The 20,680-nt window shown below is 72.8% G+C and carries 17 protein-coding genes; 7 read left to right on the top strand and 10 right to left on the bottom strand.

The features are described from left to right. Positions 1-4 precede the first annotated feature (4 nt). The 6 genes from wecB to AB0M18_RS34600 all read left to right on the top strand — a co-directional run bounded on the left by wecB (position 5) and on the right by AB0M18_RS34600 (position 6,234). Positions 5-1,120: a UDP-N-acetylglucosamine 2-epimerase (non-hydrolyzing) gene (gene wecB, locus AB0M18_RS34625; protein ID WP_365765126.1), complete on the top strand. Its 1,116-nt coding sequence runs from the start codon at positions 5-7 to the stop codon at positions 1,118-1,120. Between the two features lie 117 nt (positions 1,121-1,237). Then, a complete protein-coding gene (locus tag AB0M18_RS34620; RefSeq protein WP_365765124.1) occupies positions 1,238-2,020 on the top strand; it encodes a chain length determinant protein in 783 nt (260 codons plus the stop codon). A gap of 17 nt (positions 2,021-2,037) precedes the next feature. After that, on the top strand, positions 2,038-3,591 hold the full coding sequence (locus tag AB0M18_RS34615; protein WP_365765122.1) for an oligosaccharide flippase family protein: 1,554 nt from the start codon (positions 2,038-2,040) through the stop codon (positions 3,589-3,591). Continuing rightward, positions 3,581-4,633: a hypothetical protein gene (locus tag AB0M18_RS34610; RefSeq protein ID WP_365765120.1), complete on the top strand. Its 1,053-nt coding sequence runs from the start codon at positions 3,581-3,583 to the stop codon at positions 4,631-4,633. Before AB0M18_RS34615 ends, AB0M18_RS34610 begins: the two co-directional genes overlap by 11 nt. Before the next feature lie 129 nt (positions 4,634-4,762). Then, on the top strand, positions 4,763-5,425 hold the full coding sequence (locus AB0M18_RS34605; protein WP_365765118.1) for a class I SAM-dependent methyltransferase: 663 nt from the start codon (positions 4,763-4,765) through the stop codon (positions 5,423-5,425). Continuing rightward, positions 5,425-6,234 carry a glycosyltransferase family A protein gene (locus AB0M18_RS34600; RefSeq protein ID WP_365765116.1) on the top strand — a complete coding sequence of 270 codons (810 nt, stop codon included), beginning with the start codon at positions 5,425-5,427 and terminating at the stop codon, positions 6,232-6,234. The genes AB0M18_RS34605 and AB0M18_RS34600 overlap by 1 nt, the downstream gene beginning before the upstream one ends. Here AB0M18_RS34600 and AB0M18_RS34595 read toward each other — a convergent pair. Continuing rightward, positions 6,198-7,157: a glycosyltransferase family 2 protein gene (locus tag AB0M18_RS34595; RefSeq protein ID WP_365765114.1), complete on the bottom strand. Its 960-nt coding sequence runs from the start codon at positions 7,155-7,157 to the stop codon at positions 6,198-6,200. The two genes, AB0M18_RS34600 and AB0M18_RS34595, sit on opposite strands and share 37 nt — an antisense overlap. After that, positions 7,157-9,217 (bottom strand): O-antigen ligase family protein, encoded by a 2,061-nt coding sequence (locus tag AB0M18_RS34590; protein WP_365765112.1) that lies wholly within the window; start codon positions 9,215-9,217, stop codon positions 7,157-7,159. Before AB0M18_RS34590 ends, AB0M18_RS34595 begins: the two co-directional genes overlap by 1 nt. Positions 9,218-9,261: 44 nt before the next feature. Between AB0M18_RS34590 and AB0M18_RS34585 the strand changes: the two genes are divergently transcribed. Continuing rightward, a complete protein-coding gene (locus tag AB0M18_RS34585) occupies positions 9,262-9,936 on the top strand; it encodes a hypothetical protein (protein ID WP_365765110.1) in 675 nt (224 codons plus the stop codon). Here the strand turns inward: AB0M18_RS34585 and AB0M18_RS34580 are convergent. The 8 genes from AB0M18_RS34580 to AB0M18_RS34545 form a co-directional block, all read right to left on the bottom strand. Beyond that, the gene (locus AB0M18_RS34580; protein ID WP_365765108.1) at positions 9,911-10,519 is read right to left on the bottom strand and encodes an acyltransferase; all 609 of its coding nucleotides are present in this window, start codon (positions 10,517-10,519) and stop codon (positions 9,911-9,913) included. The two genes, AB0M18_RS34585 and AB0M18_RS34580, sit on opposite strands and share 26 nt — an antisense overlap. A gap of 35 nt (positions 10,520-10,554) precedes the next feature. Next, the gene (locus tag AB0M18_RS34575; protein ID WP_365765106.1) at positions 10,555-11,601 is read right to left on the bottom strand and encodes a glycosyltransferase; all 1,047 of its coding nucleotides are present in this window, start codon (positions 11,599-11,601) and stop codon (positions 10,555-10,557) included. A 56-nt stretch (positions 11,602-11,657) separates the two neighbouring features. Further along, positions 11,658-14,912: a DUF4082 domain-containing protein gene (locus AB0M18_RS34570; RefSeq protein ID WP_365765104.1), complete on the bottom strand. Its 3,255-nt coding sequence runs from the start codon at positions 14,910-14,912 to the stop codon at positions 11,658-11,660. Positions 14,913-15,030: 118 nt separating this feature from the next. Further along, positions 15,031-16,146, bottom strand: a complete 1,116-nt coding sequence (locus tag AB0M18_RS34565; protein ID WP_365765102.1) for a DegT/DnrJ/EryC1/StrS family aminotransferase — start codon at positions 16,144-16,146, stop codon at positions 15,031-15,033. After that, the gene (locus AB0M18_RS34560) at positions 16,146-16,874 is read right to left on the bottom strand and encodes an acetyltransferase (protein WP_365765100.1); all 729 of its coding nucleotides are present in this window, start codon (positions 16,872-16,874) and stop codon (positions 16,146-16,148) included. The genes AB0M18_RS34565 and AB0M18_RS34560 overlap by 1 nt, the downstream gene beginning before the upstream one ends. Continuing rightward, entirely contained in the window at positions 16,871-19,003 is a 2,133-nt protein-coding gene (locus AB0M18_RS34555; RefSeq protein ID WP_365765098.1) for an aminotransferase class I/II-fold pyridoxal phosphate-dependent enzyme, read from the bottom strand. The genes AB0M18_RS34560 and AB0M18_RS34555 overlap by 4 nt, the downstream gene beginning before the upstream one ends. Further along, a complete protein-coding gene (locus AB0M18_RS34550; RefSeq protein ID WP_365765096.1) occupies positions 19,000-20,133 on the bottom strand; it encodes a Gfo/Idh/MocA family oxidoreductase in 1,134 nt (377 codons plus the stop codon). The genes AB0M18_RS34555 and AB0M18_RS34550 overlap by 4 nt, the downstream gene beginning before the upstream one ends. Before the next feature lie 112 nt (positions 20,134-20,245). After that, positions 20,246-20,680: sugar transferase (locus AB0M18_RS34545; protein ID WP_365765094.1), on the bottom strand; the 435-nt coding region annotated here is incomplete at its 5' end.

The following is a 20,680-nucleotide window of genomic DNA, read 5'->3' as shown; positions in this document are numbered from 1 at the left end:
CCCCATGCCAGCCCCCATGCGGATCATCTGCGTCGCCGGCGCGCGACCCAACTACATGAAGATCAAACCGGTGCTGGACGCCCTGGAGGCGCACGGCGCCGAGACCTTCCTCGTCCACACCGGCCAGCACTACGACCCGGCCATGAACGACGTGTTCTTCCGCGACCTGGGCCTGCGCCCGCCCGACCGCTTCCTCGGCGTCGGCTCCGGCAGCCACGCGGCCCAGACCGGCCGGGTCATGACCGCCTTCGAACCGCTCGTCGACGAACTCGCCCCGGACCTGGTGGTCGTGGTCGGCGACGTCAACTCCACCCTCGCCTGCGCCCTCGTCACCGCCAAGGCCGGGCCGCTGCTCGCCCATGTCGAGGCCGGCCTGCGCAGCCGTGACTGGTCGATGCCCGAGGAGGTCAACCGGCTCGCCACCGACCGGGTCAGCGACTACCTGCTCGCCCCGTCCGAGGACGCCGCCGACAACCTGCGCGCCGAGGGCTACCACGAGGACCAGATCCACGTGGTGGGCAACGTCATGATCGACACCCTCTTCGCCAACCTCGACCGGGCCAGGGCCTCGGACACCCTCGCCGGGCTCGGCCTCACCCCCGGCTCGTACGGTCTGGTCACCCTGCACCGGCCCGCCAACGTCGACGACCCGGAGGTCCTCGCCGGCCTGCTCAAGGGCCTCGGCGAGGTCGCCGCGCACTGCCCGCTGGTGCTGCCCGTGCACCCCCGGGCCGCGGAGCGGATCGACGCGATCGGGGCACCCGGCGGCATCCGGCTCGTCCCGCCCGCCGGCTACCTGGACTTCATCGCCCTCCAGGCCGGCGCCCGGATCGTGCTCACCGACTCCGGCGGCGTCCAGGAGGAGACCACCGCGCTCGGCGTGCCCTGTGTCACCCTGCGGGACAACACCGAGCGCCCGATCACCGTCGAGCAGGGCACCAACGTGCTCGCCGGCCGCGACCCGGACCGGATCCTCGCCACCGCCCTGAAGCTCCTCGACGACCCGCCGCCGCCCCGCCGCCCCGCCCTGTGGGACGGCCGGGCCGGGGAGCGGATCGCCCGGGTGCTCCTCGACGGCGGCACCGCCGCCACCCGCCCGAGGCCCACCGACGGCCGCTGAACCGCCGCACGTGGTGATCGCGAAGAGCTCACGTTCGATCGCGATCCCACCTATTCTCATCTGCGGTACGGCAGTTGAGCAGCCGCCGCCGAACGGGGGCGCGCAAGGGGGAATGCCATGGACCTCGCAGAGATCTTCCGGGTCATGTGCCGGCGGTGGTACGTCCTGGTGCCCGGGCTGCTGCTCACCGCCGGTCTCACGGTCGGCGCGTGGCTGCTCGTGCCCGTCTCGTACGAGTCGCAGAGCACCGTCGCGATGCTCAACTCCCGCAAGGGCGCGGAGGCCGACGGCAACCCCTTCCTCAGCATGGAGCCCTCGCTCACCGGCATGGCCGACAGCCTCGCCCGCAACATCAACTCCGACGCCTCGGTCGCCGAGTTGAAGGCGAAGGGGATGCGCGAGAAGTACGAGGCCAAGATCGCGGACAACGCGCAGGGACCGCTGCTCTGGCTCACCGTGACCGGCCGGGACCGGGACGCGGTCCTGGCCGGGAACAAGACCCTGATGGCGTTCACCGCGCAGCGGCTCAAGGACCTCCAGGCGGACCAGTCGGTCTCGCCGGACGCGATGATCCGGATCACCACGATCGTCCCGCCGCAGGACCCCGAGCCCCAGCTGAAGTCCAAGGTCCAGTATCTGGTCATGGCGGCCGGCCTCGGTCTCGTGCTCAGCCTGGTGGCCACCTTCTTCGCCGAGGCGCGACGCCGCGCCAAGGACCGCGCCCGGGCCGCCGCCGAGCCACCTGCGGAAGCGGCGGAAGCCGGCCCGGACGCGGATGCCGTCGAGGACGGGGAGAAGGCCGCCCCGCCGCAGCAGCTCGACCAGCCCACCGTGCAGTTGCCCGTCCTGCCCGTCTCCGAGCCCCGCCCCGCCAAACGACCCCCCTCCTGGGCCAAGTGACGGGACACCCAGCACCCATGGCGAACGACTCCGCCGCCCCCACCGCCACGGCAGGACCCGACGGCCTCGGCACCAAGGTCCGCTCCGCGACCCGCTGGAGCCTGATCAACACCGTGGTGATGCGGCTCGGCAACTTCGCCACCGGCATCGTCCTGGTGCGCTACGTCCTCGACCCCGCCGCCTGGGGCGTGTACGGCGTCGCCCAGACCGTCCTCATGGTGCTGCTCGCCGCCAACGAGCTCGGCGTCACCCTGACCGTCGTGCGCTGGGAGGGTGACGTGCGGCGCTTCGCGCCCACCGTGCTCACCCTGGGCGCCCTCTCCAGCTCCCTGCTCTACCTGTCGCTGTTCGCCGCCGCCCCCGGCGTGGCCGCACTCCTCGGCGCGCCCGAGGCCACCGCCGTCCTGCGGGTGATGTGCCTCTGTCTGATCCTCGACGGCCTGGCCCAGGTGCCCGCGGGTGTCCTGACCCGCGAGTTCCGGCAGGGCCGCCGTATGGTGGTCGACGCCCTCAACTTCGTCGTCAGCACCACCGTCACCCTGGTCCTCGCCCTCCAGGGCTGGGGCGCCATGAGCTTCGCCTGCGGCGCCGTCGCCGGCAACGTGGTCGCCCTGGCCGGCTGCGCGCTCGCCGCCCCCGGCATGCTCCGCTTCGGCTGGGACCCCGAGCAGGCCCGGGCACTGCTCCGCTTCGGCCTGCCGCTCGCCGGCGCCAGCCTGCTCTCGCTCGCCGTGGTCAACGCGGACGCGATGATCGTCGGCGCGGTCCTCGGCCATGTCGCCCTCGGCTTCTACATGCTCGCCTTCAACATGGCGGGCTGGCCGGTGCGCGTCATCTCCGAGACCGCGCGCCGTGTGTCCTTCGCCGGCTTCTCCCGGCTCGCCGACTCCCCGAAGGCGCTCTCCGACGGCTTCGCCCGCGCCCTCGGCGCGCTGATGACCGCCACCGTGCCCGCCTGCGTCCTGCTCGGCGCGCTCGCCGGACCCCTGGTCGAGCTGGTGTACGGGGCGAAGTGGCGGCCCGCCGCCGAGGCGCTGCCCTGGCTGATGGCCCTCGGCCTGGCCAGGATCGCCGCCGAGCTCACGTACGACTGTCTGGTCGCGATCGGCCGGCGCCGCGCCCTGCTGCTCATCCAGGGCCTGTGGCTGGTCACCCTGGCGCCCGTGCTGGTCCTCGCGGCCCGCGCCGGCGGCATCCAGACGGTCGCGGCCGGCCATGTGGTCGTCGCGGGCGTCGTCGTCCTGCCCGTCTTTCTGCTCGCCCTGCGGCGCGGCGGCGTCGCCGTCCGGGCGCTCGTCCGGGTGTGCGTACGGCCGGTGCTCGGCGGCCTCGTGATGGCCCTGGTCCTGGTCGTGCTGCGGCAGCGGCTGGGGGAGGGGGCGCTCGCCGTGTGCGCCACCAGTGTCATCGGTCTGGTGTGTTACGCGGTGTGCGCGCTGCCCGCCCGCACACTGGTGCGCGGCGCACGCGCCCGGCTCGGCCGGAACCGGGCCGGGCGGCCGGAGGACACGGGCGCCGCGCCTTCCGTACCGGCACAGAAGCGGCCGGCCGAGCCGGCCCGTGAACGATGAGGTGAGTTCCCTGGCCCGACCCCGTCGCCGCAAGGCCCTCGGCGCGGCGCTGCTCGCCGCCGTCCTGCTGTTCGCCCTGTTCACCTTCACCGGGCTCGGACAGCAGGCGCTCTGCCTGGGCGGCGCGGCGCTGTGCGACTCGCGCGCCATCACCGCCCCCGGCGCCGGCGGCGGCCCCTCCGGGAAGACCGACGACGGCAAGCCGGCCGCGCCGAAGGGCTGCGCCCGTCCCCGCGACTGCGGCTACCCGGACGAGACCACCACCGGCCCCCGTACCGCCACGCTCACCCCGCAGAGCACCGGCAACGCGGCCATCCGCACCGACGGCACCGTCATCCGGGGCTGGGACATCACCGGCTCCCTCGACATCTACGCCGACAACGTCACCGTCATCGACAGCCGGATCACCTCCACCAACTGGTGGGGCATCAACCTGCGCCCCGGCTTCTCCGGCCTGAAGATCCTGCACACCACGATCACCGCCGTGCCCGGCAAGGGCCTGAACAACGGCGGCTCCGACTACGCGGTCTCCAACATGTCCACCAGCTCGATCGAGATCGGGTACTGCGACATCTCGGTCTTCGGCGACGCCCTCTCCATGGGCCAGGGCGAGATCCACGACAACTACGTGCACGACATCGTCCCCTTCAAGAACCTGGACGGCGAGTGGCAGCACACCAACGCCGTCATCAGCAACGGCGGGGGCAAGGGCAGGCTGACCATCCGTCACAACACGCTGCTCAACCCGACGCCGGTCGAGAAGGGCGCCTCCGCCGCCGTCGGCCTGTTCGCCGACAGCGCCCCGGTCACCAACACCGTGGTCCGCGACAACTGGCTGGCGGGCGGCGCCTATACGCTCTACGCGGGCGGCAAGGACTCCTCGGGCATCGAGGTCACCGACAACGTCTTCTCGCCGCAGTACTACCCGGCGGGCGGCAAGTACGGCGCCGTCTCCTACTGGAACCCCACCGGGAAGGGCAACGTCTGGCGGGGCAACCGGATGGCGGACGGCACCCCCGTGAACCCGCCTGCGCCGAACTGACCGCCACCGCCCCGCCGTTCGGAAAGTGCGAGGTCACGTTCCGGGCATCGACCTGATAAATCACCTCATCGGGCACTACGGTGGGCCACGACCCCACCCCGCCTTCCCGAACCCCAGGTGGTTGATGCGATGCCCGGCGTCCGTGCCCTCCGCAACCGATTCGTCGACGCGCCCGACTCGCTCGGCGAACGCTTCCGCGCGGCCCGCTGGGAGCGCTTCCGGTCCTGCTTCCCGGGCATCGCGGAGATGCGCGTCGTCGACCTCGGAGGCACGGCCGACAACTGGCTGCGCTCACCGCTCCGCCCGAAGCACGTGCACCTGGTGAACCTGGAGGCGCACCCCGCCGAACTGCCGGACTGGATCAGCGCGGAGGTCGCCGACGTGACCGCGCCGGAGATCCCGGACCGGCTCGGCACCTTCGACCTCGTGGTCTCCAACTCGACCATCGAGCACGTCGGCGGCCCGAGCCAGCGCCGCCGCTTCGTCACCGCCATCGAGAAGCTCGCCCCGCTGCACTGGGTGCAGACCCCCTACCGCTACTTCCCGGTCGAACCGCACTTCCTCGCCCCCGGCTTCCAGTTCCTGCCGCTCGCCGCCCAGGTCAGGCTGATCCGGCACTGGCCGCTCACCCACAGCCGCCCCGGCAACCCCGAGGAGGCCATGGACGCCGTCATCAACATCGAACTCCTCACCCGCACCGAGATGCGCCACCTCTTCCCCCGCTCCACGATCCTCAGCGAGCGGGTCGCGGGCCTCACCAAGTCCCTCACCGCCGTCCGCGTCCGGGCCTGATGCGCCGCCTCCTGCGCGCCCCCTGGGAACTGATCAAGCGGCGCTTCGGCTGGCTCGTCCTGTACGAGCTGCGCAACAAGGTGCTCCTCGCGCCCACCGCCCGCCGGCTCCGGCGGGTGGAGGACGCCGAGACCGCGCGCCTCGCCCGGCGGCTCGGGCACCGGCCGGCGGCCAGGGTCGCCACCGTGATCGCCACCCACCGGCGCCCCGACGCGCTGCGCCGGGCGGTGGCCTCGGCGCTCGGCCAGACCGTGCGCGACCAGGTCGTCATCGTCGTCGACGACGGCGCCGGACTGCCGTCCGAACTCCCCGACGACCCGCGCCTCTTCGCGGTCTCGCTGGCCCGCAACACGGGCGTGGCGGGCGTGGTGCGCAACGTCGGGATCCGGCTGACCTCCTCCGCGTACGTCGCCTTCCTCGACGACGACAACCTGTGGGAGCCCGAGCACTTGGAGGAGGCCCTCGCCGCCCTGGAGGAGCCGGGCGGCCCCGACGGCGTCTACACGGCGCTGCGCCGGGTCCGCCCGGACGGCACCGACATGGACGTCCTGTCCGTGCCCTTCGACCGGCGCCATGCCGCCCACCGGGCCTTCCTCGACACCAACGCCTTCGTGGCCCGCCGCACCCCGGCCCTCCGCTTCAGCCGGCTCCGCCGCACCCCCGAGGTGCTGCCGCGCGAGGACTGGGAGCTGATCCGGCGGTACGCGCGCGGGCACCGGGTGGTCCACCTGCCCCGGCCCACCGTGCGCTATCTGGTGAACCCGGGCAGCTTCTACACCTCGTGGGCGGACGGCGGCGCGAAGGACTGAGGGGCCCCGAGCAGGGCACCCACGGCGGCCCGCGCGGGCGGCCGGCCGAGCGCCGCCCGGGACAGCTCGCGCAGCAGCACCGCGCCCCGGAACGCGGTCGTCGCCGCCGCGCCGTGACGCCGCCGGTAGAGCCGCACCCGGTTGACACAGAGCAGCGACCACAGGCGCGGCGACACCCGGGAGTCCCCGCCGAGATGGGTCGCGAGGGCCTCCGGCTCCAGCCGGGTGACCAGCCCGCGGTCCCGGGCGCGCAGGCAGTACTCGGTCTCCTCGGAGTAGAGGAAGAAGGACTCGTCCCACGGCCCGCAGGCCGTCACGCACTCCCGGGACAGCGCCATCAGGGCCCCGGTGGCCCAGTCGGCCGTGGTCCTGGCCCGGTAGGCGGCCGGTGCGGTGACCAGCTCGCTGAGCCGCGGGAAGCGCCCGGCCCGCCGGTTGCCGAGCACGGCCTCACCCAGGGCGCGGCCCAGGCTGGACTCACGGCGCAGCGAGTGGATCAGGGCGCCGTCCTCCTCGTACAGGAGCGGCACCGAGACCCCGACCCGGGAGCCGTCCGGCAGCGGGGTGCCCAGGGCCTCGACGAGGGTGGCCGCGCAGCCCTCGGCCATCCGGATGTCCGGGTTGCAGATCAGCACCGCGCGGTAGCCGTCCTCCCAGCCGTCCGCGGCGCGCAGGGCCGCGTTGACGCCGAAGGCGTAGCCGCCGTTGCGGCCGGTCCGCACGACGGTGGCGTCCGGGGCCAGGGCGCGGACCACGCCGACGGTGTCGTCGGAGGAGGCGTTGTCGGCGACCACGAGCCGCCAGTCCAGGCCCTTCATCCCGGCGGCCAGGGAGTCGAGGAAGCCGGGCAGGACGGCCGCGCTGTTCCAGGTGACGACGAGGACGGCGACGGGGCCGGCCTGGTCGCCGGTGTGACGCTGCATCAGATCTCCACGAGACGAGGGGAATCAGGGGTACGGGCGGAGGGTGCGGGCGCCGGAGTGGGTGCGGGCGGCACGGGTGCCGCGGAGGGCGCGGGCCGTTCGTCCGCCTCACGTCGCACGAAGCCGAGACAGCTGCCGCCCGCGCCGAGCAGCAGGAAGAACACACCCGCGAACATCGGGAAGCTCAGCGTGTCGAAGGTCGCGCTGATCACCAGGGCGACCACCGCCGAGGCGAAGAAGGCCTGCCCCAGCTCCCGGTCCGACTCGGTGCGCGCGAGGCGCCGCAGCGAGCCGCCGTTGTGCACCCCGGACAGGCCCAGGAGCAGCAGACAGGCGACGCCCAGGGCGCCCAGCTCCGCCACGGTCAGCAGGTACTGGTTGTCGGTGAAGAAGTAGCGCTCCGGAGTGAACGTGCCGAAGCCCCGGCCGAACACCGGGTCCTGCACGAAGTACTCGTAGATCTTCGGGTACTTGATGGTGCGGGCCTGGGTGCTGCTGTCCGCGTTGTTGAGGCTGCCCGAGAAGAGCCCGGTGATAGTCCCGATCAGGCCCGGCACCAGGACCTTGAACAGTGCGACCGACCCCAGCAGGATCCCGATCGCCGTCCAGCGCCGCTGCGGCTTCCAGCGCGGCACCATGATCAGCACCACCACCGCGACGCCGATGATCGAGGTGCGGGACACCGTGAGCGGCAGCCCGCCGCCCAGCAGCACCACCGGCGCCCAGCGCTTGAACCGGCCCAGGTGCTCGCGCGCCGGGTCGAAGGCGTGCCAGATCGCGAACGGCAGCAGGATCGCCAGCATGCCGCTGAACTCCAGCGGATGCGCGGTGAGCGAACGCGGCCGGGTGAAGGAGCCGCGGTCCATCACGCTCACGCTCGCCGTGCTGGAGCTGAGGCCGGGGATACGCAGCACGTCGGCGATGTTGGTGCCGGTGAAGAAGTCGTACAGACCGAGCGCCGCCACCACCGACCCCATGACCACCAGCCGTCGCAGCAGCACGTCGAGGCGTGACCGGTCCTGGATCCCGGCCGTCGTCAGGACCACCAGCGACACCCACACCAGGAGCACGATCAGGCCGCGGTCGGCCGCCAGGATCTCCTTCTGGGTGCTGATCCGGTCCTGGTTCGTGATGTACGAGAGCAGCACGGTGACGGAGAGCACCAGCATCACCACGCGCATCGGACGGGTGCCCGGCGCGGCCGAGATCCGCCCCATGCACCAGGTCGCCAGGAACCAGAAGAGGCCGAGCAGCGCGAACACGTTCGCCGGGGTGCCGGCGCCGCCGAGGGCCGGCAGCGCCAGATTGGACGGCAGGAACAGCGCGAGCCCCAGATAACCGGTGAGCACCGCCGTCGCGTCCAGCGGCCGGGTCAGCAGCACCCGCAGCCGCCCGGCACCGGGCCGCGGCACCGGGGGAGCGTCATGGAAGCCGGCGAGCCCCCGGGAGCGCCGCCGGGCCGCCGAGCAGGTCTCCACCACGAAGGCGAGCACGAAGCCCCCCGCCACGCCGAACACGACGACCGCGGCGACCTTCTGGTAGCGGGACTTGGGCTGCGACACCGGTTTCTGCGCCGGCACGATCCGCGCCGACTCCACGAAGTAGCCGTCCGGCACCCGAGCCTGCTCCTGGAGCTGCTGCAGCTGCTCGGCCGCGTAGTCGGTGAGCCGCCGGGTCTCGGCGAGCACCCGGTCCCGGTCGTCGCCCTTGACCGTCAGGGTGAGCAGCGGCCCCTCCGCCTGGGCGGCGAACTCCACCGTGTACTCGTCGGTGATCCCGTGCCCGCGCAACTCCTGCACGGTCTCCGCCGATTGCAGCGCCCGGATGAGCACGTCGGCGGTACCGATCAGCGAACCGCTCGCGTAGGCCAGGGTGTTGCCGTAGCTCGGCGCCGGCCGGGCCACCCGGCTGGAGTTGAGCAGCGCGAGCTGGCTCTGCGACTCGTACGTCACGGGGACCGTCGTGTAGAGGTAGCCGCCCGCGAGCAGACCGAGCAGCGTCATCGGCACCGTCACGTACCAACGCCGGCCCAGCACACGGAAGATCTCGGCGATGCTCACGAACCCTCCCCCGGTTCCCCTCGGTGCTGCCAGTATCGGTGGTGATGGACAGAGACGTGCTGACTCCCGAGGCACTGGCCCGCGTGCTGCTGCGGCGCTGGTACGTGCTGCTGCTCGCCGCGCTCGTCACGGCCGCCGCCTGCTACCCGGCGCTGCGGCCCGCGCCGCGCTACCAGAGCTCCGCGGTGCTCGTGGTGAAGCCGCCGCGCACCGACAACCAGCCCAACCAGCTGACCAACCTCCAGCCCTCGCTCGCGATGGTGTCCTACGCGGTCGTGCAGCGGCTCCAGTCGCCCGCCGGGCGGGCGGAGCTGAAGGCCGCCGGGGCGCACGGCAGCTACCGGCTCACCCCCCGCAACAGCGGCACCAGCGCCATCCCGTACTACTCGATCCCCACCCTGCAGGTCGAGGCGGAGCAGTCCGCGCCCGAGGAGGCCGACCATGTGGTGCAGGTGGTCATCGGCGTCTACGAGCGGCATCTGAAGGCCCTGCAGGCCGAGCAGAAGGTGCCGGCCGGCACCCTGCTCACCGTCGACCTGGTCAACCGCCCCGGCACCGTCGCCCTGCCGCCCAACCGCACCCGCGCCTTCGCCGGGACGGGCGCGCTCGGCACCCTCGCCGGGGTGGTGTGCGCGCTGTGGACCGAGCGGTACGCGGCCGGCCGCAGGCGCCGCCGGGAGGCCGGGCCGGGGGCTAACGCCCGGCACCGTGCTCCGTGAGCCGCCCGTCCCGCTCCTCGTACAGCGCGCCGGTCTCCGGGCACTCCCACAGGCCCGGCGCGTCCGGGCGGGCGGTCAGGCGCACGCCCGCCTTCCCGACCCAGCCGGCCTGCCGGGCCGGGACCCCCATGACCAGGGCGAAGTCGGGCACGTCGGCGGTCACCACCGAGCCGGCGGCGACCAGCGCCCAGCGTCCGACGGTCACCGGCGCGACGCACACGGAGCGGGCGCCGACGGCCGCGCCGTCGCCGATCACCACCGCGACCGGCTCCCAGTCGCCGCCCCGCTTGAGCCTCCCCTCCGGATCCACGGCGCGCGGGTTGTGGTCGTTGGTGAGCACCGCGGACGGTCCGACGAAGACGCCGTCGCCGAGCACCGCGGGCTCGTAGACCAGGGCGTAGTTCTGCAGCTTGCAGTTGTCGCCGAGGGTCACGCCGGGGCCGACGTAGGCGCCCCGGCCGATCACGCAGTTCTCGCCCAGGCGGGCGTCCTCGCGGATCTGGGCGAGCTCCCACACGCTGCTGCCGGCACCGACGACGGCCTTCTCGTCGACCTGCGCGGTGGGCTGGACCCGGTAGTTCACGTTGCTGCCTTTCCTCGGTGTACGGGGTGGGGAGATCAGATGCCGCGGCGCTTCCAGGACCGCCACCACAGCCACTCGCGGGCCCGCTCGGCCACGGCGGACAGGATCAGCGGCTGGAGGTACGGCATGGTCCGGGCGCCGATCCGGCGGCGCAGCCGCAGGGCCCGCCACTCGGGCAGCGTCTCGGCGTCCGGGCGGCACTCGCGGGCGAAGGCCACGAGCTCCTCGACGGGGACGACGTCGGTGCGGCCCCGGTCGTAGGCCCGGTAGGCCCGGCGCAGCGCCTGGCGGGCCAGGCGCGTGTCGACGAGCCCGGCGAGCCGGCGGGCCTGCGGCAGCTGGTCGGCGCACTTGTCGAGGACGGCGGTGAACGCGGCGCGGCGCTGCCGGATGTCGTCGAGCTGGCCGCCGAAGTCGGTGGTGGACATGTTGCTGCCGTGCACCCGGTAGAAGGCCTGGTCGGCCCCGCGGACATAGCCCACGTCGGCGTGCGAGGCGAGCCGCATCCACATCTCGATGTCGCCGGCGTGCGGAAGCTCGGGGTCGTAGCCGCCGACCTTCCGCTGGAGGCTGGTGCGGACCACGACCTCGGGCGAGGTGATGCAGCCGGTGCCCTCGCGGAAGCGCCGCTCAAGCCACCAGTGGCCGGGGTAGACCACGGAGCCGGTGGAGTGCGTGCGGGCCGCCGGGAGCGGCCCGCCGTGCTGGAACCGAAGCGGCCGGCCGTAGCAGAAGCCGGCCTCCGGGTGGGCGTCGAGCAGGGCCACGGCCCGCACGAGCGCCCCGGGGACCAGCCGGTCGTCGGCGGACAGGAGCACGACGTAGTCGCCGTCCGCCCACTCGAGCAGGCCCTCGTTGTAGGTGGCGATATGGCCCTTGTTGCGCTCGTGGACCCGCACCTCGATCCTCGGGTCGGAGGCGGCCAGCTTCCTGGCCGCCTCCGCCGAGTCGTCGGGGGACGCGTCGTCGATGATCAGCACCCGCACGTCGAGGCCGGGCTGTTCGTCGAGCACGCTGCGTACGCAGTCGGCCAGGAAGTGGCCGTACTTGTAGCAGGGGATCACGACGCTGACAGAGCTCATGTGGTGCGTTCCCCGGTTTCGGTCGGTCTCGTCGGTCTTGTCGGTCGGTCTGTGGGTCAGTCGGTCGTGAAGACCGGAGCGACCCAGTAGTTGGTGGAGTTGTAGGAGCTGTTCGGGAAGGCGGATGAAGCACCGTACTTGTACAGGCCGTTGGCGGTGCCGCTGCCGTCCGCGAGGGCGGACAGCGGGTAGTTGAGACGGGCGCCCGTGAAGTACTGCGGATCGGAGGCGTAGTTGCCGTTCGGCGCGTGGTACGACACCACGTAGGTGGTGTCCGCGGTGATGTCCACCGGGGTGCCGAAGGTCATCGTCTGCCAGCCGGTGGCCGTCTCGCCGGTGAAGGTGCCGGTGGAGAGCAGGGTGCCGTCGTCCGTCCACAGGCTGCCGGTGTGGGTGCCGGTGTTGGTCGCGCCCTTGTAGAAGGTGACTCCCGTGACCTTGCCGTTCAGCGCCGACCGGAAGCGGGTGCCCAGTTCCAGGGAGTTCCCGTCACCGGTCTCCGCGGCCTTCGCGGGCACGGTGTCCGGCGTCCACAGGGTGCAGGGGCAGTTCGCCGGCGGCGGGGTGGCGCTGGTGGTGAAGGTCCAGGTCACCGGGTCGGGCATGGCGTTGCCCCACAGGTCGGCGGCCTGCACCGACACCGTGTACGTCGTGCCGAGCGCGAGCTGGCTGCCGAGCGTGAAGGCGGCGGTCTTCCCGTCTCCGTCGAGGGCGGCGCTGCCGGGGACGGCGGTGCCGCCGGGGCCCTTCACCGTGAACACCAGGGTGCTCGCGTCGATGCTCTGGTTGAAGGTCGCCGACAGCGGGCTGGTGATCGCCACCCCGGTCGCGCCGGCCGCGGGGGTGCGGGCGGTGACGACCGGGGGCGCGGTGGAGGCCGAGCCGGTCTCCAGGATCGCGTCCACCCAGTAGTTGCTGCCCGCCGACTGCTGCGACGGGAAACCGCTCGTGGAGCCGTACTTGAAGACGCCGTTCCCGCCGTCCGTGCCGGACTGCAGCGCGGTCAGCGGCGCCAGGCCCGCGCCCTTGCCGGTGAAGTAGCCCGCGTCGTAGGAGTATCCGCCGTTCGGCGCGAAGTACGAGGCGACATAGGTGGTGTTGGCCTTCACCGGCACCGGGTCGGCGAACTTGAGCTCCTGCCAGCCCGAGGCGGTCTCGCCGCTGAAGGTGCCGGTGGCGAGCAGCTGCCCGGTGGACGACCAGAGGCTGCCCTTGTGGGTGCCGGTGTTGGCGGCCGACTTGTAGAAGCGGACGCCGGTGATGGTGCCGGGCACCGAGCTGCGGACCTTCACGCCCAGCTCGACGGAGCTGCCGTCGCCGCCGTTGACCATGTCCGGTGCGGCCGAGGCGGGCCACACCGTGCACGGGCACTCCTGCTCCGACACGGTCAGCGGCACGGTGGTGACGGCGCCGATGTTGACGCTGTCGTCCACGGCGCGGACCTTCAGCTGCACCGGGCCCTGGGCGATCGGGGTCCACTTGTAGCTCCAGGAGCCCGTGCCCTGGGCCGCCTTCCAGGTGGTGCCGCCGTCGGTGGAGACCTCGACGCGGGCCACGACGCCGCCGCCGGTGTCGGCCGCGGTGCCGGTCACGGTGATCTGCCGCAGGGCGGGGACGGAGGCGTTCGGCGCGGGGCTGGTGACCGTGACCGCCGGGCCGGTGGTGTCGGTGGAGGCGGTGGCCGCGACCAGGCCGGACTGGAGGGTCTTCGGCTGGATGCCCATGTCGGCGAGGATGTTCACGGTGGCCTGCTGCATCCGCTTGTCCTCGGTGACCACGCCGCCGCCCGGGTCGGCCGTCGGCACGTTGGTCAGGCCCCAGGACCACTGCACGGTGCCGGTGCCGAAGACCAGCGCGTTGGACGTCTGGTCGCGGAAGGCGACCAGGCTGTGGGTGGCGGTGCCGTTGCCGTAGGTGTTGCCCCAGTCCATCAGGTACTTGCCGTCGGCGATGTCGACGGTGGTCGAGGAGAGCCGGATCTCACCGGCCGGCCGGCTGGCGTTCTCCACGTCGCTGTCCCACTCGTAGCCGAGGGTGCCGGCCGGGAAGGTCGCGACCTGTCCGCCGGTGAGCCCGGCGACCGAGGTGTTGCGCCACAGCCGCATCTTGCCGTACGCGGCCGGGACGGTGATGGCGTCGTTGCGCGAGCCGTTCACCTGGAACATCGAGCCGGTGAGGATGTTCATCGGCCGGTACGGCTCGCCCTCCTTGGTGCTGTCCGGGTCCATCCAGGTCCCGGTCCACACCGTGCTCGGGTCCGGAACGCCGTTCGGCACCGGGAACTTGAGCTTGGTCTCCTTGTAGCAGACCAGGGTCCGGTCGGGCGTGTTGCTGCCGTCGATGCTCGGTTCGAGACGCGTCTTCCAGAAGATCTCGTTGCCCGCGAAGTACGTCTGGTGCTGGCCCGCCTTGCGGGCGTTGAGCGCGTTGGTGAACTGCTCCTGCGTCCAGTACTCGTCATGTCCCGAGGACATGAACATCGCGTGGTTCCCGAGAAGTTGGGCGCCCCTGGTCGCGGTGTCCAGGCCGGCGACGTAGCTGAGGTCGTAGCCGTTGCGCTCCAGCCACGCGATCATCTCGTATTCGGAGCCGTAGATGCCGTTCTCGCCGCCGATGTCCATCGGGCGGTTGTAACTGACCTTGTACGCACGCCCGTCGGGCGCCGGGCCCTGTCCGTCGTAGAGGTTGGTGCCGCCCCAGTCGTTGTACGCCTGCCAGGTCTGGTCGGAGGTCTGCACCAGGATCTGGGAGTGGCTGGCGTCGTTGCGCACCACGAACGGGTAGGGCATGAGGCCGTTGCCGTCCGCCTGGTCGAAGTTGGCGACGTACAGTCCGGACACGGCGTCGGCCGGCACCGTCCAGCTCGCGTTGGCGGCCCAGTTGCCGCAGTCCATCAGGCCGGTCGGGGCGTCCTTCAGACAGCTCGGACGGTTCGTCGTGTACGTGGCCGGGTAGGTCTGCGCGGACTGCGCAGGCGTCGACACCAGGCGGGCTCCGTCACCGCCGTACCAGCCGAGCCGGTAGATCTTCACATGGAACGCGGACGGCGACTGCACCTTGAACTGCAGCGTCTCACCGGCCTGCAGGCTCGCCTTCACCGGGAAGCCGGCGATGTCGCCCCAGGAGCTGCCGGCGAACCAGTCGGACATCGGCGTGCCCGGCTTGGAGTTCTCGCAGACGATCGGGTTGCTGCCCGTGCCGCACGGGTCGGCGACGGCGCTCGCCTGTCCGCTCGCCGGCAGGAAGATCGCCGTCAGGGCCGCGGCCAGGGCGCACACGGCGCCTCTGGCCCGGCGGAATGGGTTCTGCATCGCTGTACCTTTCACGGGCAGTGCAGGTCCCGGCCTGCGGCCGGGCGGTGGGGGAGCGGGCCCCTGGGGCTGGTCCTCGGGGACGGACCGGCCCGGCAGTGGCGGACACGCCCTGACGTCAGTCCAGGGCATTCACCAGCGCGTCCACGACCCGCTGCTGCTGGTCGTGGGTGATCTGCGGGAAGAGGGGCAGCGAGAGGATCTCGTCGGCCGCCCGTTCCGCGTGCGGGAAGTCCCCGCGTGAGTAGCCGAGATGGCGGTACGCGGGCGTGAGGTGCACCGGCTGCGGATAGTGCACGCCCGCCCCGATGCCGCTCGCGTTCAGCTTGCCCACCACCGCGTCCCGGTCGGAGCCCGGCACCCGCAGCACATACAGGTGCCAGACATGGGTGTTGCCCTCGGCGGTCACCGGCAGGACCACCCGTCCGGCCTCGGCGAGCGGGGCGAGCAGCTCGTCGTAGCGGGCGGCCGCCGCCCGCCGGGCCTCGTCGCCGGCCGCGAGCCGGCGCAGCTTGGCCCGCAGCACCACGGCCTGCAGACCGTCGAGCCGGCTGTTGAACCCGGGCACGTCGTGCCGGTACTTCGCCACCCCGCCGTGATTGGCGATCGCCCGCACCAGGGCCGCGGCCTCCGGGTCGTCGGTGAGCACCGCGCCCGCGTCGCCGTAGGCGCCGAGGTTCTTGCCCGGGTAGAAGCTGGTCGCGGCGATGCCGCCGCTGCCCGGGGTGCGTCCGGCGCGGCTCGCGCCCTGGCTCTGCGCCGCGTCCTCCACGATCCGCACCCGCTCCGGCAGGGCGGCGGCGAGTGCGGCGACGTCCGCGCACTGCCCGTACAGATGCACCGGCACCACGGCCCGGGTGGCGGCGCCGACCGTGGCGAGCGCCGCTCCGGTGTCGATCAGGAACGTGTCGGGGGCGCAGTCGACCAGGACCGGGCGCGCGCCGGTGCGGGCCACGGCCCCGGCGGTGGCGATGAAGGTGTTGGCGGGAAGGACCACCTCGTCGCCCGCGCCGACCCCGCTCGCCCGCAGCGCCAGCTCCAACGCGTCGGTGCCGTTGGCGACGCCGACCACCTGCGCGATCCCGCCGAACTCCGCGTACTCGCGCTCGAAGGCGGCGACCTCCTCGCCGCCGATGAACGCGGTGCCGGCGAGCACCCGGTCGAAGCCGGCGCGTATCTCCGCCTCGACCTCCGCGTGGGCCGCCTTCAGGTCGACCAGGGGTATCTGGTTCATCAGCCGTTCGCTCCTCGTGCCGGGACCAGCCGGTCCCCCTGGACGGTGGTGCCGTGGGTGGTGTCGTGTGCGAGCCGGTCGAGCGCGGTGGGACCGGCGGCGCGCAGCCGGCGGGCCGGCGACCCAGCCCACACCTCGCCGGGCGGTACGTCGGCGAGGACCACGGAGCCCATACCGACGAGCGACCAGGGGCCGACGCTCGTGCCCTCGCGGACCAGCGCGCCCGCGCCGAGATAGGCGCCGCGGCCGATCCGGACGCCGCCTCCGAGTCGTACGCCCGAGGCGAGGGTGACGAAGTCGCCGAGCACGTCGTCGTGGGTGAGCACGGTCTGCGGCATCACCGCCACGTGCCGTCCCACCGTCACCGCGGCCGTCAGGACGGTGTGCGCGAGCAGCACCGTGCCCGGACCGAGCACCGAGCTCGCCGAGACGGCGGCGGTCGGGTGCACGACCGTGGTGTAGCGGTCCTCGGGCAGGCCGAGGCGGGCGACGATCCGGGCGCGCGAGGCGTAGTCGCGCGGGCTGCCCACGCACACCACGAACGAGGCGTCCTTCAGCTTGCGGATCCGCTCGGTGCCGCCGAGCACGGGCACGCCGTCGACCACACAGCCGTGCAGCGCGGGGTCGTCGTCCAGATGGCCCGCGAGCGGCAGGCCGGCGGCGCGGGCGGCCTGCGCGGTCTCCCGCGCGAAGCCGCCCGCCCCGATGATCACGAGCCGTGCGGTCACCGACCCGCCGCCGCTTCCCGCAGCGCCGTGACCACCCGGTCCTGCTGCTCCTCGGTCATGGTGTGGAACAGCGGCAGGATCAGCGAGTCGCGGCTGATCCGCTCGGTGACCGGAAGCGGCCCGGCCGGGTGGCCGGCGTAGGCCGGTTCGAGGTGGCTCGCCATGATGCCGCGCCGCGCCGAGATCCCCGACTCCGCGAGCCGGGCGAGGAGTTCGTCGCGGCCGACCGGGAAGTCCGTGTCGACCAGCACCCAGTACGACTGGAAGTTGCCCGTCCCGTGCTCCGGGTCCCGCACCGGCCGAAGCCCCGGCAGATCGGCGAGCGACTCGGTGTAGCGGGCGGCGAGTTCGCGGCGCCGGGCGACCAGCGCGTCCAGCTTCTCCAGCTGGGCGAGACCGACCGCCGCCTGGATGTCGGTCATCCGGTAGTTGAACCCGGTCTCCAGATAGCTCTCCAGGACGGGCTTGCCGCTCGCGTGCCGGTCGGCCGCCGACACGTTCATCCCGTGCTCGCGCAGCCGCCGCAGCCGCGCCGCCCACTCCGCGTCGTCGGTGGTGACCATGCCGCCCTCGCCGGTGGTGAGCAGCTTGCGCGGGTGGAAGGACCAGGCGGCGAGCAGCGCGCCGCGGCCGACGGACCCGCCGTCGACGGTGGATCCGATCGCACAGGCCGCGTCCTCGATCAGGGGCAGCCCCCAGCCCTCACAGGCCGTCCGGAGCGCCGTGACGTCGGCCGGCACGCCGGCCTGGTGGACGACGAGCACCGCCTTGGTGCGCGCGGTGCGGACCGCGTCGACGGTCGCCGCCGTGAGGTTGCCGCTGGCCAGGTCGACGTCGGCGAAGACCGGCTCGGCGCCCACGTACCGTACGGCGTTGGCGGTGGCGATGAAGGACAGCGACGGCACGATCACCTCGTCGCCCGGGCCCAGGCCCAGGGCGACGAGCGCCAGGTGCAGGGCGGTGGTGCAGGAGCTGACGGCCACGCCGTGCGCGGCGCCGACCCGCTCGGCGAAGGCCTGCTCGAAGGCGGCGACCCGCGGCCCCTGCGCGACCCAGCCCGAGCGGACCGCCGCGGCGGCCGCGTCGGCCTCCTCGTCGCCCAGCCACGGCACCATCACCGGGATCCGCACCGGCTGCGCGGCCGCCCGGTCGGCGTCCGTGGCGGTCGCGCCCTTCTCGGCCCGCCACCAGTCCACCAGGTCCTTCAGACCCGTCCGCAGGTCGATCTCGGCCTTGAAGCCGAGCCGCTCCTCGGCCAGCGTGGTGTCCGCGAGCCGCCGGGTCACGCCGTTGACCGCACGCGCCGGGCCGTGCACCGGCTCCAGGTCCGAGCCCATCACGTCGAGCAGCGCGTCCGCGAGCTCCCGCAGCGAGGTCTCCGTCGCCGAGGCCACGTTGAACACCTCGTCGGTCAACCCGGGCCGCGCGGCGAGGATGTTGGCGCGCGCGATGTCGCGGACGTCCACGAAGTCCATCGTCTGGGTGCCGTCGCCGAGGATCAGCGGCGGCTCGCCCGCCTGGATCCGCTCCATCCAGCGGATCAGCACCTCGGTGTAGAGGCCGTGGATGTCCATCCGCGGCCCGTACACGTTGAAGTAGCGCAGCACCACGTAGTCCAGGCCGTACATCGCGTGGAAGCTGCGCAGCATGCCCTCGTTGAAGGCCTTGGCCGCCCCGTAGAAGGTGTCGTTGTTGTACGGGTGGTGGCGCTCGGTGGTCGGGAAGGACTCGGCCAGACCGTAGACGGAGGCCGAGGACGAGGCGATCACCTTGCCCACGCCGGCCGCCGCCGCGGCCTCGAGCACGTTGAACGTGCCGTCCACCATCACCTCGTTGGCGAGCCGCGGCTCCTCCGCGCACTGGGTGATCCGGATCGCCGCCAGGTGGTACACCAGATCGGCGCCCTCGGTCACCCGGCGCACCGTCGCCGCGTCCCGGATGTCGCCCTCGACCAGCTCCACCCGACCGCTCGCCATCGCCCGGGCCAGATTGGCCCGCCGGCCGCGCACGAAGTTGTCGAGCACGACCACCTCGCGCGCACCTCCCTCGACGAGCAGGTCCGTCACATGCGAGCCGATCGTCCCGGCACCGCCGGTGACCAGGATGCGCTTGCCCTCGAAGTCGCTCAACGCCGTTCTCCCGTTGCCTCGTTCACAGTCTTCGCAGACCCGTTCTGCTGGGACGGCAGCGACCGGTCGCCACCGGTCCGCAGGCCGACGACCGCACCGCGGAACTCCAGGCTCCGCGAGGCCGCCTCCAGAATGTCCAGGACCCTGAGGCCCGCCCGCCCGTCGGTGACCGGCGCCCGGCCCTCGGTGATCGCCGCCGCGAACTCGTCGACCATGCTGCGCAGCGCCTCCTTCTCACCGATCGCCGGCGCGACCATGTCACCGCTGCGGTACGAGATCAGGGCCTCCCGGCGCTCGTCCGCGCCCAGGTCCTGCGGCGTCGCCAGGTCCACGCCCCGGTCGAAGACCGCCAGCCGCTGCGCCGGGTTCAGGTCGTCCCAGATCAGGGTGCGCTTGGCCCCGCCGACCATGGTGGTGCGCACCTTGGTGGGGGACAGCCAGTTCACGTGCACATGCGCGATGGCCCCGGTGTTGAGCTGGAGCGTGAGGTACGTGATGCAGTCCCGGCCCGCGCCGATCGGATCGGCGCCGTGCGCGGCGACCGCCACCGGCTCCACGTGCTCGGGCAGGATGAAGTCCAGGATCGACAGGTCGTGCGGGGCCAGGTCCCACAGCACGTCGATGTCCTTCTGCACGAGACCCAGGTTGATCCGCACCGAGTCCACGTAGTGGATCTCGCCCAGCGCGCCCTCGTGCACCAGCTCGCGGATCTTCGCCACGGCCGGGGTGTAGCAGTAGGTGTGGTCGCACATCAGGGTCAGCCCGCGCTCCTCGGCCTCGGCGACCAGGCGCGCCCCGTCGGCGTAGGTGGTGGCCAGCGGCTTCTCGACCAGCACGTGCTTCCCGGCGCGCAGTGCGGCGAGCGCCACGTCCAGATGGGTGCCGGCCGGGGTGGCGACGGCGACCGCGGCGACCTCCGGGTCGGCGAGCACCGTCGCGTAGTCGGCGGTGGCCCGCACCGTGGAGTACCCGCCGAGGACCCGCTCGGCGCGCGCGACGTCGAGGTCGCACAGCCAGCGCAGCCGGAACCGGTCGCTGGCCTGGAAGTTGCGCACCAGATTGGGTCCCCAGTAGCCGGCGCCTATGACGGCGACTCCCAGCCGCTCGTCGGGTCGGTCGGCGTCGTTCAATGTGTTCCCCTCCATACAGGGACAGGGTGGGCGGATCGGGGTGGGCGGGACTTCGGGAGAGGTCTTTCGGGGCGGGTCGGGGGCGGCGGGAGTGCGGCGGGGCGCGCGGGGGTCAGTAGGCGCCGGTGCCGCGGACCACGGCCGGGCCGGTGCGCAGCAGGATCTCGGCGTCCAGGCCGAGCGACCAGTTGTCCACGTACGCCAGGTCGAGCCGGACGGCCTCCTCCCACGGCAGGTCGGAGCGCCCGCTGACCTGCCACAGGCCGGTGAGTCCGGGCTTCACGAGCAGCCGGCGGCGCACCTCGTGGGTGTAGCCCGCGACCTCCTCGGGCAGCGGCGGCCGCGGACCGATCAGCGACATGCGACCGCTCAACACGTTGAACAGCTGCGGCAGTTCGTCGAGCGAGTAGCGGCGCAGGGTGGCCCCGATCCGGGTCACCCGCGGATCGTCACGGACCTTGAACAGCAGGCCGTCGCTGTTGTGGTTGGCGTGCGCCAGTTCGGCCCGGCGGGCCTCCGCGTCCGGCCGCATGGTCCGGAACTTCAG

Source organism: Streptomyces sp. NPDC051909, from assembly GCF_040681095.1.
Lineage (GTDB): Bacteria > Actinomycetota > Actinomycetes > Streptomycetales > Streptomycetaceae > Streptomyces.
Note: the sequence above shows the minus strand (reverse complement) of the source record. Positions and strands in the feature narration are given on the sequence as shown.